Raw genomic sequence first — 19,509 nt, 5'->3', positions numbered from 1 at the left:
CATGACCCATCCATTGCATCTACCCCAATAAGCAACGCCATTTTCTTTGCTATCAGTATAATAGCAGTGGTAATAAATTTGTTTGGTGTCATCCCACAAATAATGATGAAATTGTATAATCTGGTGCGTGGCGTCATCAAAATACTTGTGATCACCAGTGAGCTTACCCATCCTCGCCAACAAAGAAACGCTCATATACAAATCATCTGCCCAAACAGTCATCTGGTGCGGATCGTATCGAGCAATAGTTCCATCCTTCAACCTCGGTTCAGCATACAAGAGTTCGTGTGCAGCCTTGTCAAAATATTCTTTAAATAATGGATTTCTGTCTTTTTCATATAAATCAATAAGACTTGCCGCCATCGTTCCATAATCATCTAAACGAATCATTCTAAAAAACATGTACATCGATTGCTTACTAACATTCTCAATGCCGTTTCTTTGTTTCAGTACTTCATTGTATTGTTTTTTAAAATAATGTAGATTATCATCATTGAAGTCAAAATCCATATTCTTTTGAACATATTTTTGATACTTCTGGTCATCTAATTTCTTAGCCAATTCCATCATCGCTATATCCAAAACACCATTGGTATAATGCCAGTCGTTGTAGGCACTTTTTACTTTTATATCTAAAGAAAAGGGAACCCCTTTTAAGTCGCTATAGGTTTGGCCAGTCTTTGTATTGACAAACTGATAAGAAGTTTGTGAGACAATTCTGTCCGCAACTTTCCTGAGCACGGATTCAATTCGATTGTCATTTTGTGCATTTGCAAACTGTGTACACAAAGCAAACAACAAAACCAGCAATTTTACTTTTTTCATAATATTCATATCTTTTTTTTAAATACGCATTAGTTTTCGGGGCCTGTAAATTCCACAACAAATTGTTTCGACTGCTTTTCTATATCATTCATGATAGACATCGGGTTGCCCAATCCAATACGTCTTCTTCCACCCACTTCACCAAGCTTACCATCGTAACCACTGAAACGAGTTTGGGGAGCATACTGGAAAAGGCTGTCTTTATAATAGGTTGCCTGTTTATAAGCAGTATCGATAGCTTTCATTTCGGCTATGTCTGTTGTTCTTAATGAGTACAAGTAGCGCAGATAACGAAAACGCCAATAACTTACTTCTACTAATTTATTTTCAATGGCTACATATTTTAACCAATTAAACCGAGTATAAAGTTCTTCGTATTGACCAGCCTTTAAATAAGGTTTTGCCTTATTTAAATAAATAAACATAGAATCAATATCACTCAACGCTTCCTCTTTTTCCTGAATAACTCTTTGAATATTTTCTTTATTAGGAAGCAAATAATGCTGGTATTCAGGCAGATAAAAACGATTGGTGTACATTAACAGAACCTCTCTTCTGGCAATGCTCCCGGGAAACCCAGAATTGGTTTCCCAACCAAAACCCAGGGTAGAAAATACCTTATTGACCGCCGGCTCTGAAAGCTCCAAAGCATGGATAATATATGGTGCCGCTTTTTCTCCATAAATAGGCGTTGCCCAGGCACTCCAGATAGCATCCACACTCGTATTTACGTTCCAAGAAAGTTCTTTCCAAGCAAATAGATTGACACTATTAGCAATATCATTCAACAAATTATAATGCGCTTGATGTGTAGCACCATAGAACAAACTGGTTCCACTATTTTCGCCTATAATGCGATGGGCTCTTTTGATAGTAGAATCTGTATAATTTACATTAACTGCCGGCAAAAAATACAATCCCGTGGTTTGTCCCGTCATTTGATATTCTATTATTTGCGGATGCGATTTTGTTTTCCCAATTAAAGTATTGTCTCTTGCTGCCGGGAAACAATCAGACATATATGCCTTGGTTTGAAGTATAATCCGAGATGGCAAAGAATCAATTACCTTACCCCAGGTATCTAATCTAGATCCACTGAATCCACCATAGCCCGGCGCATGTACAAATTGTAATTCAATTTGATTCCTGTTGTTTCTCAAGGGGACCCAGTGGGCTCTTCCGGACGACCAGGTACGAATAATAAGCGGCTTTTTATCTTTACTCAAAACATCGTCATAGACACCCACAATCTTTTGTAATTCATTATCAAAGAGGTTCATACCATTCGCAACAGATAAGCTATCCTGACTATATAATCCATAGTCATCCCAGAAAGTAGCCATCATCCCATCACCATGCATTGTCTGCATATATTCATCAACTATTGCATGAATTATGTCCCATGTAATATTCAAGGAAGGGTTTAAGGTTGCTTTTTCCCAAGAACTCACTGCACGCTTGCCTTCTATGTTTGGATAGGTTTTGTAAATAGCTTTTGCCAAAATAGGCGACCATTTTACAATATCATTACCATACAAGAATGGGTAAAAATCAACATCCGCATCGTGGCATTCCTTAGCAAGCTTTGCCGCAAAAAGGCCTGCTCTGTTTTCCTGTATTAATAATCTCTGTTGATCTTGCCGAGCAATATTATTATAGATTTGCGGGAAGCTATTTTTGAGTGTTATAAAATTAGGATGAATATTTTGAAAAACGATGTTCGCCCCAGTCTTTACAATTAGTTGTGTAATATTATCATTTCCCCCTAAGTTAACATCCCTTATTTTGAAATCGGGCTGGCGAATATATATACCGCTATGCTTTTCTTTCCACCCATTAAAATCGCCCGCTGCATATAATAACGACCGGGGGCGTTTTCCAATGATCATCGCTCCCCCATTCTTGAATCTGACAAGATAGCCGTCAAATTTTGTTTCCGCAGGATTCTGGCCTATAAATTGTCGTTCAGATGGGCTAGGATTACCGCAATCCAAAACAATTTCACCCGTTTTAGGGTTATCAATTTTATCTACTTCTTTAATATGTGCTAAGGGAATCTGAAATTTTTCTGCAATTATTTTCGCGGCGGATTTAATAGCCGGATGTGCATCTTTTTTAATGACAACATAATTATATTGCTGTGCATTTAGGGAAACAAAGCCCGCAACTAAAAAATATATTAAAACAGAAATTTTTTTCATTTACTAATTATTTTCTTGGCTTCAATTCATCAGGCGTCTCGTGTGAATAAGTATTGAAACTTTGAGATATCTGCTTTTTAAAGAGGTTCTGAATTACCTCTAAATCAACACGCGCTTTGGGCTTAAAATCCTTCGATTCCATATATTTAGTGAGACTGTATAAGAGTTGTCGGGCAGCTGGACGACTATTTAAATTGCTGGACAAATCGGCGCTACAAACCATCAACCGGCCATTACCTACTTTCGCTTCAAATATTAATCCCAATCTTCTATTTAAAAACCAGGTATCTATTGGCTGCACGAGAGGTCTAAAATCATGGGGAAAATCTTTTAACCACATGACCTGTTGTTTATTGACCAAACTCCACCATTGAAAATCACTAAAATCTTCTGTAGGAAAATATTTGAAGGCCGGGTCCGCCGGGTTCAAATAAATTCCGGTGGTATGTGGCGGACGCATTTTAAACCAAGATGTATTCCAGAATACCGGCAAAAAATGCATGGCAACATCTTTGCCCATTTGCACTTTTCCCGCGCATAATAAAAGCACTTTTTTACCTTGCTTCAGGGCTTCTGTCGCCTGCCCATTTAACTCGTGGCAAAAGTAGATTTGACTACTATCCTTTTGCGTAATTTCACTATTAGGATATACCCAAATATTCCAGCTATTTTTTATAGAGGTACCTTTTAAAGAGACAGAAAAGCGCAGCTGCGCTGCTTTTGCGATTTTACTCAGCGGGATATTTACCTCACCTAATGCAATAGCGTTCCCGATCGGAATATTTTGAATCACCAATGCTCCATTCGCAACGACCTGTCCCTGCTCATCTGTCAGTTGCCACTGCGGATGGGCATTTTTTATTTCGCCCTCACCGAAATTTGCAATCTGAATGGCGGCTTTAAATTGTTCATTATTTTTATATACAAATTTCGGGATGAGCGCTAAAGGAACAACTGAACCGCTAAATGCTTTAAACTGGTCAGCATCCACATAGCCTTTGCTTTGCCAAAAAACATTTAGTACACCAACTAACGCAGTTCCTTGTCCGGAATAATCATTTAAGCCCAAAAGCTCGAAGCCTGCAAAGCCAGGTGTCCTAAGTGCCTTTTCTATTTCTCCTTTATAACAGAGCAACTGCAATTTGCCGGAGGACATTAAAAAATCATGCGCCTGGTCACCCATGAAATGATCTTTTAGATCTTGTTGAAAAAGTTCAAAGTTTTTCGCTTTATGAACACCGGTGTATTTTTTAATTTCTGTAAAATCAGGGAAAGCACAATATTGGCCCACCTCGTGAGAAATATAAGGAATCGGATGATCCTTAATAGCGTCATAAAAACTGGTGAGGGTATTAGGTCCCACTGTTGCCCAATTTAATCCACGCGGGCCGGAGCGAACGATGAACTGCTCCTGATTCACCCATGGCCAGCTCATACCAGTCGAGGCCCCTGTATACACATGCCGGGAATCCTTGGCGACCCAGTAGTCAACAAACTTATTTAGATACGCTGCCTGATGTCCGCCGCGAGGTTCGTTACCATAAGCCATCATGCAGAAAGAAGGATGATTTCCATAGGCATCATCGATGCGATTAGTTTCGTCATAAATATATTGATCTATCGGTTTTCCATCGCCCAGTGAAGATCCGTGATTCGCCCAACTTGGACCCTCCACGTGCAAATAAAACCCTTCTAAGTCTGCCGCTTCAAACGCCGCTTCTGGCGGGCAATAAGAATGAAAACGCATTTCATTTAGGCCATAAGATTTAGCTATTTTAAAAACACGTTGCCAGGACGGGACATCCATTGGCGCGTAACCTGTAATTGGAAAATCACAATTTTCAACTGTTCCTCTTAAGAAAGTATTTACACCATTAACGGCAAATCGCGTTCCATTGATTTTGAACGACCGCATGCCAAAATCTGTTTTTGCATTGTCTTCTCCCTGATTTGAAATTAACTGAACGTTTAAATGATACAATGCAGGATGGAATTCGTTCCAGGCAAGGAAATCTTTTCCCATTGGATAATCGATAGTCACCTCTTCGTCTCCGTTTATACAATGTATGTTTTGAGAAATTGGCGCAACTTTTTGATTTTCCGGGCTATTAAAACTATTTGCAGAAAGAGTCACTTTTGCTGTTTCAGATTGCTTTAGATTATTATGAATAAACAACTTTACGCGCACCAAATGATTTTCCAAATCGGGAAAAGTTTGAATTTGTTTTATCCAAATTTCAGGCACGGCTTCCAAGACGATTTTACCCACTATGCCATTCCAGTCACCTTGAGTTTGATCTGTAATACTGTGCGAATCCTGACCGGGGTTGATTGCATGAATGCGATTATCGACTCTTATAGTAATTCTATGTATTCCCTTAGAAAGTTCTTTGGTCAAATCATATACCTGAGGTGCACTTAAGCTATTTCTTTCACCAACAGCCTTATTGTCAACCCATACTTTGGTTTGCCAATGCGCACGTTCCAAGAATAAAGTTATATGTTTATTGGTCCAATTAGCCGGAATGTCTACAGTCTTTTGATACCAGGCAGCACCTACATATCTTTTATTGGGAGTAAGAAAAAAAGGAAATTTAAGATTACCTGGCGTTCTATATTTGGCCATTCGAGGGTTAAAGTACCAAGAGCTGTCATAAATGCTACCCGTCCAATGGGTGTCTAAGGTGACATCATCCCCCAAATTATTTTGCACCATAGAGCCGGGCAAAAGAATAGATCCGTCCAAATTACTTTCAAAATATTTTTGGAGAATACCTACATCTTCGCGATCTATTTTAAAGCTCCATTTACCTGCAAGGGATATAGTATTGGCATTTTGCGCCGGGCAATTTGTGATAATAAATAATGAAATTATTACCGCACCAACACTTATAAACAGTTTTTTAGCTTTATCCTTAAACATTCGCTTCATATAATTCTTATTTTTTTCTAACCAACGTGACGCTCATGAGGCCGATAACAACATCATTGGTAACCGTTTTAAGTTCCAGTGATTGTAATATTTTTGCATTATTTAAAGGCATATCCAAAATTGTCGCGGCCCCACCCGGAACTCCTACCGTCGTCAGCCCGCCAATATTTATATACTTATCACTTTGTTTTGCAACCTTCCCACTTTGTAAATACAACCGGTATGGTTGTGGCGCATGGCAAGGAAATGCATATTTATCAAAAGTGTAATCCTGTTCTATGGGACACCAATTGTCGGGATTTTTCAATAAAAGTGTATCGGCTGTATTATCCTTATAGTGAATAATAATCTCACCATTTGTCATTCTGGTTTGCATGGCATTGGTACTTCCGGCCATCAGGAAATACGCGTGACAGGCTTTTCCACTTAAAGGAATTATTGCATTTTTAGGATAATTATCCCATTGAGACGTAAATAAAATGTTAGAAGTATTTATCTTTTCGGGTGTAAAAAATGATAGCCCATTTTTCAGTTTGAAATAGTTATTAATGGCATTTCCCCTTAACCCTTTATCATTTATATCGGGCATCACTAGTGGACTACACCAGTTGCCTACCCCCTGAACGGGCAATTGCAAAGTAGGAGAAGTAGGGCGTGGATGCAAGTACTTATTTTTAAAAATATTAGTAACCATATCGTTAAAAAAATGGGTCATGTTCACGGCTTCATACGTGTAATGCGCCGGCTTGTTTTTTAAATCTTCCTCTTCATCTTGTATATTCCAATAAGAGATGATTGTGTCTATTATCAAATTATTTATCTGAACCGAAACTTTATTTGTTCCAAAAAATAAATACTTCGCGGGAATAAATATTTCATCACAATAATGATTAGAAGTAACAGAAGCATCTATCTTTTTACGAAAATCATTTGCGGAAACAATAAATCCCTTAAGTGAGTTACTCGAAGAATTATTTTTTATACGCAAACTCATCCCATCTTTGTTTTGATTATAAAAACCTGAAATCTGAAAAGGCTTCTTTAAATTAATATTTACAGGCATCCACCAACAAAATTGTCCTTGCTTTATTTGAATAAAAAAAGAATGCCTTTGGCAACTACCATTAATGTTCGCAGTCAAATGATGGCCTACAATATTTACATCAGACAATATTTTTTGAGGATCGTTTAACGATACAATTGTCGCATGCGGAAAATCCAGAGAGAACCTACTACCTACCACAGCATTTGAATCATATACAGCCGTAGTTTGCGCTATATCACCCCATTTAATTTTTATACTATATTTTTTTTGAGCAGGCAATAGTAATTCTATTTGCGGCTTACCTATTGCATCTACATTATTCTTCCAAATAACTTTTTTCCCATTCACTTCAATACCCGAAACATTAACTGCAGGGGCATTTACCAGGAGTTTTAAATTCATTTCCTTTTTAAAAGAAGTGTTTATCTCATAGATATCTACATGGTCATTCCTTTTGAACGAATATTGAATATCCGGCAAATTAATAGCAGCCTTTTTCCAAGCCATAGGAAAACCTGGCACTATCGTCAAAGTATCAATCAACGCATTTGGTTTTATTCCATAAAGCCCCTCTACCAGGGCCCTTGAGCTAATGCCAATTGGATCTGCGAAATCGCGGAACAGTTCGCCTCTATTCTTGTCATAATAAGAAATCTGTTCAAAGTTACCCGGACTCGACCCTAAAAACATGCTCTCAACAATCATACTTTTAAAAAGTTTGAAGGCCTCTTCGTTTCGCCCACCCTGCCAATAAGCAAGTGCTGTATGCCCCATCTCCGCCATCACTACATTATTTAAGCTCCATACATAAGGCATCCAATCTGTGGTAGAGAGCATATAATAATCCCCCTTAAGCTTCGGGCATTTAATAGGAATATGCGGAATGTGTGTATCAACATACCGCAGCATTTGATATGACTGAAAGGCATCGGGAACATCGGAATCTATCGAATGATAAATTGTCCATAATGCAGCATCTGTATGCAAAAGTTGCAAGCCTAAGCGATCTTTATACTCCGCATACCATCCATCATCAGGCATCCACAAAATACTGTTCATCGCAGATTTTATTTTTGCAGCTTCGCTTAAGAAAGGGCGCGCATCATATCCTAAAAGCTTAGCGATAACTGCAGCTTGCTTATTTGCGTAATAGTTGTAGGCCGAACTATGCGCTACATCACCACCGCTATATTGCAAGGCATCGCTTGCCCAAATACAGGCATACGCATCAAACAAACCATTATCGTCCTGATCAAAATTTCGCTTTTCCCAGTCAATATTTCTTTTTATAACCGGCCAACATTTACGCAAAAAAATGGTATCACCTGTCCACTGAAAATTTCGCAACATTTCATCTATGTACACCAAATTCATATCATAATGATTGGCCACAAGCTTGCCTTCCGGAAGCCTTGTAATATAACCACTGTTATAAATGCCAACGCCCAATTTTTGTTTTTGTCTTGCTAAATGAAATGCGGTATCGGGAAAGGTAATTGCTGTATCCGGTGAGGTAAGTTGCATTTTGTTATAGGCGGTGAATTCAGCCTCTGCTCTATCATGCCATCCCAAATCATTCGCCACATAAGCACCCCTCCAACCGTTTAACCACATACGCCACGCAACAGCGCCATGCATGTAGGCAGGCGATTCCCAAATGCCATCTGCCGCAATACTCAAATCTCCACCTAATGTATTTAGATATGGATCGGGCGTCTCTATATTAACTCTATCTGCAATCTTTTGAATATAGTCCGTTGCCGCGTTAAAAATCTGTGGTAATTTTTGATAAGTTACATTATCTGAATTTCCTTTCCTGAATACCGAAAAAAATAATGGACGCTCATTTGCTAATTCATTAGAGCAGATAAAAACAGGTGTTTCCTTACTTTCATTCGAAGACCAGAGCTGTTTGGGTGTACTTAATTCATTAGCATCGCCAATTTTAGAGACAGCCGAGGACGGCACAACGGCATTCAATCTAATATCTCCTTTCCTGTCGTGAAAAAATAAACTAAATCCGTCTTTATCTAATGTAAATTTATTTCCCTTGGAATGTTGGGGCGTGAGGGAGAAGTCAGAACTCGGATCCGCGCCTATATCACCATTACGTGAAGGATGCATACCGCTTGCACCGCCGTAAACACAGATCAAAGAGATTTCCTTTTGCGCATTAAAAATCTGTGCTTTTAGCAACATTCCCTCTCTGTCAGCCATCGCCAAAAGTTGCAGGCGAATTTCGGCAGGGCCTATTGAGTTGTCTTTTAGTCTATATAATATTGTTCCGGGCTGGTACCGCATTTCTATGGTATCAAAATCATTCAACCATTTAGATCCCGAATGAGTCATAATTCCTAATTTCATATCTCCACCAATTCCTGGCATGAACAAAGCGAACTCAGGCAAATCTCCTCCTTCCACTCTAAAAGCAGTGTGCGTTCCATACAAAGCACGGTTATACTTCTTATTGCCGTTAATAATCACAAAATCTCTTCCTTGCGGACGATAGCGTAACAATCTTACATTATCCGTAGGGCCAACTTTATTTTGAACACTTTGTCCGGAAGAGTTGCTGCATAGCGATAGCAGTACCACAAAAAACAATGGTAATGTATGAAATAGATATTTATTGTTGTACTTCATTGACTAATACTATCATTTAGGATATGGTTATTCATCTACTTTCCCAAAAGGAAATGCCTGACTTTTTACATGAGCTTCCGCCATGATCATTTTCATTTCTTCTACAATTCCCAAATGCTTGCCCGCAACATTTTTTGTTTCTTTTGGATCCGATTTTAAGTTGTATAATTCAACAGGTGCATCTTTGTTATTCATTACATTTAAACGGATTGCTTTCCAATCTTGTAATCTAACGGCTTGCTTACCTCCCTGTTCATGAAATTCCCAATACAAATATGTATGTTGCTGTTGATTTTTACGCCCCAATAGTGTAGGTAAAATAGATAATCCGTCTGTATAAATAGGTGCGCTAGCGTGTGTAATCGCTGCAAATGTTGGTACAAAATCCCAAAATGCACCGATATAGTTAGAGACGGTTCCTGCTTTAATCTTTCCTGGCCAAGACGCAATCATTGGTTCTCGAATACCTCCCTCATAAACATCGCGCTTGATCCCCCGCAAAGATCCATTACTATTAAAATAATAGGGATCATTTCCCCCTTCTGCATGCGGACCGTTATCGCTTGTAAAAATCACCAATGTGTTTTTCTCCAATCCTAATGCCTTGAGCTTTTTTACAATTTGTCCCACATACTGGTCCAATCGGGAAACCATTGTCGCATAGGCAGCACGCGGATATGGTTGCGGTTGCAATCGTTTACCATTCCATACTTTTGGAATACTTACGGGCTTTTCTTTGAATTGTTTTTTGTAATTCTCAAAAAGGCTATCATCAGGTACTTGCAATGCCGCATGAGGTAATGTATATGCCAGGTACAAAAAAAATGCTTTGTTTTTATTCCTGTCGATAAATGCCAACGCTTTGTTTTGGATAATTGCTGCAGAATAATAAACCTGATGTTGGGGTGTATTGTCGTAGTTTATGCGCGTATCATTTTCCCATAAATGGTCCGGGTAATAATTATGCGCTAAGCTTTGACTGTTATATCCAAAAAAATAACTAAACCCTTGTTTCAACGGATCTCCAGAAGTATGGATACCACCTAAGCCCCATTTCCCGATTGCGCCGGTAATATAACCCGCTTTTTGCAGTGCACGCGCTACCGTAATAGTGGTGTCAGGCAGGGGCCATTGGCCTTCTGGCTTTACCGAAATATTTCCCCGAACCGGCGTATGGCCAGTATGCGTGCCTGTCATAAAAGCAGAGCGCGAAGGAGAACATACCGCGGTACCTGCATAAAACTGTGTAAACAACATCCCGTCTTTTGCAAGTTGATCTATATTCGGTGTATGTATCAATTTCTGTCCGTAACAACCGGCATCACCATAGCCCATGTCATCTGCCAGAATAAAAATTATATTAGGCTTCGCGTCTCTAATCGATTGCGATTTTGCCACACTTGAAACATAGACTGACAACAATAAGGTGAATATAATCGTTGATAATTTCATTATAAATTTTTACCTGCGTAACAAAAAATAATTAGGACTATTTAAGATTTTCAATTAATGTTTTTATATTATTTTCTCTGATTCCCTGAACCGCCAACTTCGCAATTTCTCTTGCTCCTGCTTCTCTCTGATGCGTATTGTCTTTGTCTCCTTTCGGAAATGCCGGATAAATATTCGCATCAAAATTCATAAAGAGATCCTTAGACTTCTCGGGGCCTAATTCACTTATAACTTCACCATAAGTCTTGTCTAAATCTATGATAGGTATTTTAAATGCTTGAGCCACTTCCCTTACTTTTTCTGGATAATCTCCATGGCCATCATAATATCTACCATCAGGTTTGAAAGAACGCATTGCAATGGGCGTCAACAAAACCGGATGTGCTCCTTTTGCCAATACATCCCTAACCATTCTCTCCAGATTTATTTTGTAATCCTGCGGCGGAGTAAATCTTTCAGGCTTTCTCTTATCTTGATCATTATGTCCAAATTCTATAAATACCCAATCTTCCGCACGCACCGAATCTATTAGCTTTTGCCACAGACCTTCTTTTATAAATGACTTAGTACTGCGACCGCCTCTTGCTTCATTGAATATAACCACGTTCTTATTAAAGAAGTCCGGGAGCATTTGCCCCCAGCCTCTTTGTGGCGTTTTTGCGATATTATAGTTTTGCATGGTGGAATCTCCCGCCATAAATATTCTAATTTTCTTTTTTTGCCCCACAAATGAAAAGGACAACAGTAAAATAACAAGCAAAAATGCCGGGAACTTTAATTTCATAATACCCTTATTTTTTTTATTTAATACCCATTATTTTGATTGTATAAACCGGGGTAAATATCTATTTCAGATTGAGGAATCGGATACACCAAATTATGAATGTCTATCGTTTTATTTTGCGAAGTGGCTGCGAACCAAGCATTCATTACCGGAATGGCTCGATTGGTTCTTAGCAAATAAAACCAATACTGACCTTCATCAGCAAACTCGTGCCTGTATTCCTGCTCCAGGGCAGTTGCAAAAGCCTGCTTGGTTGCGGGAGTGATGGGCAACAATCCAGCTCTCTGGCGGATTCGGTTGAGGATGCCTATGGCCTCTGGAGGTGGTATGCTCCCTTTATCATTCAGTGTCTCAGCATACATCAACAATACGTCAGCATACCTAAGAAGTGGGAAATTTTCCGGCCAATCGTCGTAATTGGTTAAGTTGTTTAATCCAAAATCAACAAATTTTTTGAAAAATGGTGTATGTCCCTGTTGAGGCGGATTATCACCTGTTACGTAGGATGTATCAATTGTGACATTGAACCTGGAATCATTAGTGTCGAAAGAACTAACCAGATCTTGTGACACCTGCACACTGGTAGTAAACAAAAGTGATTTTACACTTACCAGACTCAGACTTAAATCCGGCGGTATATTCTGCGACGGATAGCTGCTTCCTTCACCTAATCCACCTGAGATATATTGCACTTCAAAAATATCATGAAGGTTGTCATTTTTATACCCAAAAAGATCTGCATAATTAGGGGTAAACGTTAAAGACGCATTTTTACCTTCATTATCTATTATCTGCTTTAACAAGACTTGGGCACTATCTTCTTTATCCGCTTGATTCAATGGATTTCCTGCCATGGTCAGATACACTTTTGCCAGAACTCCTTTTACTGCCCATTTTGTAGCACGACCAATGTCACTACCTGTATATACGCTGGGTAAAGAATCTTGTATCGCGTTCATTTCCGAAGTAATATATTTATAAACAACCGCCGGGTCAGATTGTTTTATTTGGATGCCTTCTTGTGGAGAAATTACTTTAGTAACCAATGGCACATGGCCCCACAAACGTACTAGTTGAAAATAAGCGAATGCTCTAAGAAACCTTGCTTCAGCTTTATATTGCGTCCTTAAAGTCTCCGAAGTAAAAGTAATATTGTCAATATTTTCGAGTACCGCATTGGCTCTGTTTATCATAGTATAAAGACTTTGCCAGGTAGTATGCAATGTCTCATCCTGTGGATTGTCAGAGAAATTAGAGAAGTCGTACCAATCTCTTTGCGCGCCATCCGAAATTACATAATAATTGGAAGACCTAATTTCCGATAAATACCAATAAATATCTACCGGCCAGTCTCTTAAACTTGCATATACACCGGTCATTGCTTGCTGTATATCTTGCTGAGACTTATAAAAACTACCTGCTGTTATACTTGAAGTAGGTTTTACATTTAAAAAACTTTTACCACAAGAAGATAGCATGAATGCGCCTATTAAAATGGGGAATATTATCTTTTTCATTTCACTTTATTTTTTCTATTAAAACCCAATATTAATGCCTATGAGGAAAGTCTTTGCATCAGGGTAAGATCCATAATCATAATTAGAACCTGTTACATTATTCTCTAATTCAGGACTGTAGCCACCATAGTCACTATTCTTAATATAAAACAGGTTTTCACCGCTTATATATATTCTTGCAGAAGTAATTCCTTTTACAAGATTATTGGGTAAATTATAACCTATTGTAATATTTTTAAAACGCGCATAAGTCCCGTTGTACAACCATCTTGAATCATACAAACCACCGGTAGTTCCATCAATTCTCGGCGTATAGCCATCGCCGGGATCTTCAGGTGAACGCCAGCGGTTTCTCCAGCGACCCAGGGGATTTGAACGATATCCCATTCCAGGGCGGTCAATAGCGCGACCTATTAAATTATAAACCTTGTTACCACCGGAACCTTGTATTAAGAAAGACAAATCAAAACCTTTGTAGTTAAATGTATTATAGATGCCCCAGTTGAATGTAGGATCTGGCTGGCCCATTAAAGTTCTGTCCTTGTCATCTATTTTGCCGTCGCCATTTACGTCTTTGTACTTTACATCTCCGACAATGTTTGTAGGCATATGTGGGCTATTGTCCAAGTCGCTTTGGTCTTTATAAACCCCGATAGCGTCATATAAGTAATATTCGCCAATCGGCTGGCCGACTTCGTCAATTTGGGTAAGGTTGCTAAAACCGGTATGAATAGGTGCATTGCCATTTCCTAACGCTAAAATTTTGTTTTTGTTTAGACTAAAGTTCAAAGTGGTTTGCCATTGAAACTTACCGGTGATGTTATTGGTGTTCACCAAAAATTCCCAACCCTGATTAGATAAATGTCCTATGTTTTGATAACCACTTGAAAATCCGGTAGCTAGTGCGAAAGGGACATTCAGCAACATATCCGTGGTGAGTTTGTAATAATAATCTACAGTTCCAGAAATACGATTATTTAGAAGGCCAAAATCCAAACCGTAGTCACTTGATCTCGTTTTTTCCCATTTCAAATTTTGATTTGAAATAGAACTAGGTACATATCCGTTTACCAGGTTATTGGCAAAAGAATAGTTAGCTGAAGAAATACCGCCATACGCCAAATAATCAGGAATACCATTATTACCATTTTCACCAATGCTGTAGCGTAGTTTAAATTCTGAAAGCCAGGGAAGATGTTTCATGAAAGATTCATTGGCGACATTCCAACCTACTCCTAAGGAGGGAAAATTCCCCCAGGGATTATTGGAACCAAAAATGGATGAGCCGTCTCTTCTGAAACTCGCGCTTAATAAATATTTGTCGGCATAACTGTATTGAACTCTACTAAGATAAGAAATCAAAGTCCTTTTCAATTCTGTTACCGTCGATTTAGTAATCGTTGAAGTGCTATTATCAATTGTAGTTAAATCATCATTGGCAAATTTATTAGCACTTTGATTCGTGTTTACGTTAAGCGTTTGCTCAGCCGTGTAACCTGCAATAGCGTTTATATGACTCTTGCCAAAGGACCGATCGTAAGTTAATAGTGACTCAAAAAGATAATATTGACTGTTTGCCGTATTGTAAGAAGCAGAACTACTTGAACCTGGCTGTTGATTTAAGCCTATCGAAGGATGGTAACTTTTTGAATTTTGTTGACTCGTATTCCAACCACCGGTAACCTTAAAACTAAGTCCTTTGTATATATCCGCATTTAAATAAAGATTTGAAATCAATCTTTGTCTTGTAACCTTGTTCGTCGTAAGTCTTTGGTATGCGACCGGGCTCTGTGTGGAACCTGCCCAATAATAAGGCCCATAAGGGGCTATACCACTGTTAAGGCCCGCATCTTTTTCCGTCACAGGTACCATTGCTAAAACATGGTGCGATTGCGCATCTTTACCATCTACATTTGCACCATCCGACCAGGAATAAGAAGGGGCTAAATCCAATCCCATCTTTAAAAACGGGGTAAGCTGAGCTTGAATATTGGCCCGAATAGAAAATAGTTTATAATTTGAGTTTACCGCTATTCCGTCCTGATCTAAATAATTACCCGAAATGCGATAAGTAATTTTATCAGTACCTCCGGAAGCGGCTAATTGATAATTTGTCATAGGAGCGACTCTGTAAAAAGCATCCTGCCAATCAATATAGTCTAAACTATCTGTTCCATCCTGCCATCTGGGATCGGGTATGTAAGTTGCATTTCTGCCAGTAATACCTAAATTGGCTTGCCTTACGCTAACGGGGTCATTAGGACTCCAAGTCTTTCCAAGCTGCAACCCTTGCTTCACATAGCTTGAATCTTCAATTTGCGTAACCAAATCTATCCATTCAGGAGCTGACATCATATCCATTTTCTTGGCCAGGCTTTGTGCAGAATAAGTCGTGCTAAAAGTAAACCTCGTTTTGCCTTTCTGGCCTGATTTCGTTGTAATCAAGACAACACCATTCGTCGCTCTAGAACCATAAATAGCTGTCGACGCAGCGTCCTTCAAAACATTCAAAGAAGCAATATCATCAGGGTTAATATCATCTAAATTATCAACAGGGACTCCATCAACAACATATAATGGATCATTGCTACCATTTACCGAAGCGGAACCTCTTACCCTTATTTGTAAGGCCGCACCAGGTTCGCCAGTAGTCGTTCTTACCTGAACTCCTGCCATATGACCTTGCATGGCCTGCTCTACCCGCGTGATAGGTCTGTCTTCTATATCTTTAGAAGTAATTTGGGAAACAGCGCCCGTTAAGTCCTTTTTATTTTGTGTACCATAACCGATAACAATCACATCGCTTAATGATTTTGTATCAGCGGTTAAATAAACCTGACCAATATTGGTCTCGTCATTAAGTGTCACACGCTTTACAACATAGCCTAAATAAGAAAAAACCAAAACAGCTTCTTGTTTAGAGGGATGAAAACTGAACTTACCCATCATATCGGTTACGGTACCATGGTTAGTTCCTTGTTCCATTACAGAAACGCCGTTGAGTGGCAGTTGTGTCAAAGAGTCCTTCACAACCCCCGAAACAGTTTTTGTTTGCTGCGCAAATACATTCATTGAAAAAGTACAGAAAAGAAAGCTAATGAATAACTTGCATGGAAGTTTTTTTAAAGATGGAAGTCGCATATCATCTATTTTTTAGCATTTAGAGAAAAGAATCAATTTACTTTTCTAAGTAAATTGAATTTTAAAACTAGTAGAATTATAAACGACAACTATCCTGCACCATCCTGTAAATTTTGGAAAAATCAATGCAAAATCTCATTGAAAATCAGCCCCAAAAGGGGATATTTTTTCTCATAATTATTACGTGTAAAACATCATAAATTGCTCAATATGAATTTGTTCTCAATTAAATTTATCAATAATTAAAACAAACATTTGTTATATAATTTTATCTAAATTTTTTTAATCAGAAAAAATTAAAAAAACGGCAATTAAATTTCAAAAAGATGGAGCTTTCAACATTTTATCTTCGATATTTTTAGGGAATGCATAAAACATAAACGAGGCTGTCTCATTTTTTGAGACAGCCTCGTTTTCAATTACAATCTTCAGATTGTTATTTTTTAATGGAATCAATTGTATGCAAACCACTATCCGCCTTTTCCAAATTCGCCGCCGGATTTTTAGTAGCCTGTTCTTGTTCCATTTGGCTCATAACCATTAAAAACTGTTGTGCCGATTGCGTTTCATAAGTATAATTGCTCGCGTCCTCTGGAGATAAGGAATTATAGTAATTAACTTCCTGTACAAGATCTGTCTTTAGCGATTTAGTTACTTTCTCGATCAATGGCTGGTCCTTTGCCAAATAAGCCGCAACCAAGAATTTAAACGATGTTTGATTATGCATACCATATTTAGAAGGCATTCCATAAGGGAAATTTTCCTGCAGCATCATGTGGTCACATTTTTCCAAAACTTTCTTAGCATCATCAATTCTACCCACTCTTGCCAAATCAATTGCTTCGTCAGCAAAGGCTTCGCGAATTGTAATTAAGTGCCGGCGATTTTCTTCATCAAAATAAACACCGGGCACATCTGCATTACCAAATACAAAGTCTTTCATTAACTTATTATACATCCAATCGGTATTGACATTTTCCTTTAACAATGCACCAAACCTTGTTTTATATTCGTTGTATTGCGCGTTGCTGCTGGTATCTTTGCTGATTACCGGCACCAAACGATAACTTAAGCCATCCTTGCGCAGATAAGATTCAAAACTTGTACCTAATCCCGTTTGATGATTCATGGTAAAATAGATTGGGCGCTTCCATTTATTAGCAGCAATAATTGCCAACTCGGCCAAATCATTTTTAAACAAATTTGCTTTATCAATCGTAAAGCGCATAGCTTCCGGTACGCTATCAGCAGCATTTACGGTACCGTTCGCCAAAAGTTCTGCTTTATTAACCGAAACATACACATTCTTTACAGGAAAAGTATTAATGGAACTTCCATTACGCAAATCCTGCATTTTAGATGGATCATTACTACCCACGTAGTTTTTCAGCATATCGTACAAATCATAATATCTGTCCTGAGGATAATTTTTAGGCACATACATTACCTGGTTGCGCGTATCTCCTTCTATCTGCTTTTTAGTGAAGATCACATCTATAGAATCGCTTTGATTTACTTTAGTCCGCAAATCATTGATATACCAATCAATTCCTAATAAGCTGGTATTAATGACGCGAATATCTGGTCTTACCCCTTCTACTTCCTGCGCATACCAGAGTGGATATGTATCGTTATCACCAAATGTAAAGAGAATGGCATTAGGCGCACAACTTTTTAAATAGTCGATGGCCATATCCGGAGCCAATCTTTTATTACTGCGATCATGATCATTCCATTCTTGTTGAGCCATCAAAATAGGAACTGCCAACATACATATGGCGGAGGCCGCGATTGTTGCAACTCTTGGCTTCGATATTTTCTCTAACCAATTTCGCACCTGAAAGACGCCAATTCCTATCCAAATAGCAAAGGCATAGGTCGAGCCGGCATAGGCATAATCTCGCTCACGTGGTTCATTGCCGGCCTGATTTAAATACATTACAATCGCAAAACCCGTCATAAAGAATAAGAGGAATGTAATCAGCGCATCGTCGCCTTTTTTCTTAAAATGAAAGAACATACCAATTAATCCCAAGATGAGTGGTAATGCAAACAACACGTTATGCGCTTTATTTATCTGCAATGCATGCGGCATTTGGCTTTGATCACCCAGCATCAAATTATCAATGAAGGGAATACCGGTAATCCAGTTACCATCGCGCACATCAGTAACCGAATTGCCTTGTAAATCATTTTGACGTCCACTATAATTCCATAAGAAATATCTTAGATACATGTAATAAACCTGGTATCCCAAGAAAAACTTCATATTATCAATAAAGTTTGGCGCTCTTTCATATTGTCCGGTTTGCTGGTCTTTGCCAATACCTAACCAAGATGCATAAAAATCTGTTTGATTTCTATCGGTGCTCGTATTCCAAACACGTGGAAAAATCATTTCATCATCAGGAGAGTATATATAGCTAAATGCTTTGCCCGTAGCAATATATTTTGTTCGGCCTTCACTATCAACACCTTTCTGATAACTTTCATCGCCATAATATGGCGCGACGGGTTCTGCAGTGAATTTTTGCCCATATAATAATGGGAATGAGCCATATTGAGAGCGATTAAGATAACCCACCAAACTCATTGGATTATCTACATTGAACATATCAATAGAAGGATTAGCCGTACTACGGATCATTGTAGTCAGATAAGAACTAAAACCTATAAACATAAAAGTTAAACACCATAAGCCCAGGCGCACATAATGCCAGTTTTTCTTTTTGGCAAAACGAAAAGCAAACCACATAATAACAGCCACCAGCACAAAAAAGAAAATGAAACCACTAAACAATGGAAGATTTAAGCTATTCACAAAAAAGATATCCATATTACCTGCTTGTTGAATAGACTCCTGAATAACGCCTACCTGTACAAAACCCAATATGACTATACTCAATACGAAGAAGATATATGCGCCACCATATAACTCCTGTTTACTTTTATTGCCTTTTTCTATTAAG

General features: G+C 38.5%; 9 protein-coding genes. All 9 read right to left on the bottom strand.

Annotated elements, in window-relative coordinates; all coding sequences use genetic code 11:
- Positions 1 to 825, bottom strand: an 825-nt coding sequence (locus ACQR30_RS01545; RefSeq protein ID WP_429730283.1) for a glycoside hydrolase family 88 protein, incomplete at its 3' end; no start/stop codon positions are given.
- A 29-nt stretch (positions 826 to 854) separates the two neighbouring features.
- The gene (locus tag ACQR30_RS01540) at positions 855 to 3,026 is read right to left on the bottom strand and encodes a hypothetical protein (protein ID WP_429730280.1); all 2,172 of its coding nucleotides are present in this window, start codon (positions 3,024 to 3,026) and stop codon (positions 855 to 857) included.
- Between the two features lie 7 nt (positions 3,027 to 3,033).
- Positions 3,034 to 5,958 (bottom strand): exo-beta-1,4-galactosidase, encoded by a 2,925-nt coding sequence (locus ACQR30_RS01535; protein ID WP_429730278.1) that lies wholly within the window; start codon positions 5,956 to 5,958, stop codon positions 3,034 to 3,036.
- A 7-nt stretch (positions 5,959 to 5,965) separates the two neighbouring features.
- Positions 5,966 to 9,646, bottom strand: a complete 3,681-nt coding sequence (locus tag ACQR30_RS01530) for a DUF4450 domain-containing protein (RefSeq protein ID WP_429730274.1) — start codon at positions 9,644 to 9,646, stop codon at positions 5,966 to 5,968.
- A 27-nt stretch (positions 9,647 to 9,673) separates the two neighbouring features.
- Positions 9,674 to 11,098, bottom strand: coding sequence for an arylsulfatase (locus ACQR30_RS01525; protein ID WP_429730272.1), 1,425 nt, complete (start codon positions 11,096 to 11,098; stop codon positions 9,674 to 9,676).
- Between the two features lie 37 nt (positions 11,099 to 11,135).
- Positions 11,136 to 11,882: a rhamnogalacturonan acetylesterase gene (locus ACQR30_RS01520; protein ID WP_429730270.1), complete on the bottom strand. Its 747-nt coding sequence runs from the start codon at positions 11,880 to 11,882 to the stop codon at positions 11,136 to 11,138.
- A gap of 20 nt (positions 11,883 to 11,902) precedes the next feature.
- Entirely contained in the window at positions 11,903 to 13,399 is a 1,497-nt protein-coding gene (locus tag ACQR30_RS01515) for a RagB/SusD family nutrient uptake outer membrane protein (RefSeq protein ID WP_429730268.1), read from the bottom strand.
- A gap of 18 nt (positions 13,400 to 13,417) precedes the next feature.
- Positions 13,418 to 16,471 carry a SusC/RagA family TonB-linked outer membrane protein gene (locus tag ACQR30_RS01510; RefSeq protein WP_429730264.1) on the bottom strand — a complete coding sequence of 1,018 codons (3,054 nt, stop codon included), beginning with the start codon at positions 16,469 to 16,471 and terminating at the stop codon, positions 13,418 to 13,420.
- Positions 16,472 to 16,976: 505 nt separating this feature from the next.
- Positions 16,977 to 19,509 (bottom strand): DUF2723 domain-containing protein (locus tag ACQR30_RS01505; RefSeq protein ID WP_429730261.1); only part of this gene is annotated, 2,533 nt, incomplete at its 5' end.

The organism is Arachidicoccus sp. (assembly GCF_050436765.1).
Classification (GTDB): domain Bacteria; phylum Bacteroidota; class Bacteroidia; order Chitinophagales; family Chitinophagaceae; genus Arachidicoccus.
The sequence above is the reverse complement of the archived record's forward strand: the minus strand, read 5'-3'. Positions and strand labels throughout refer to the sequence as shown.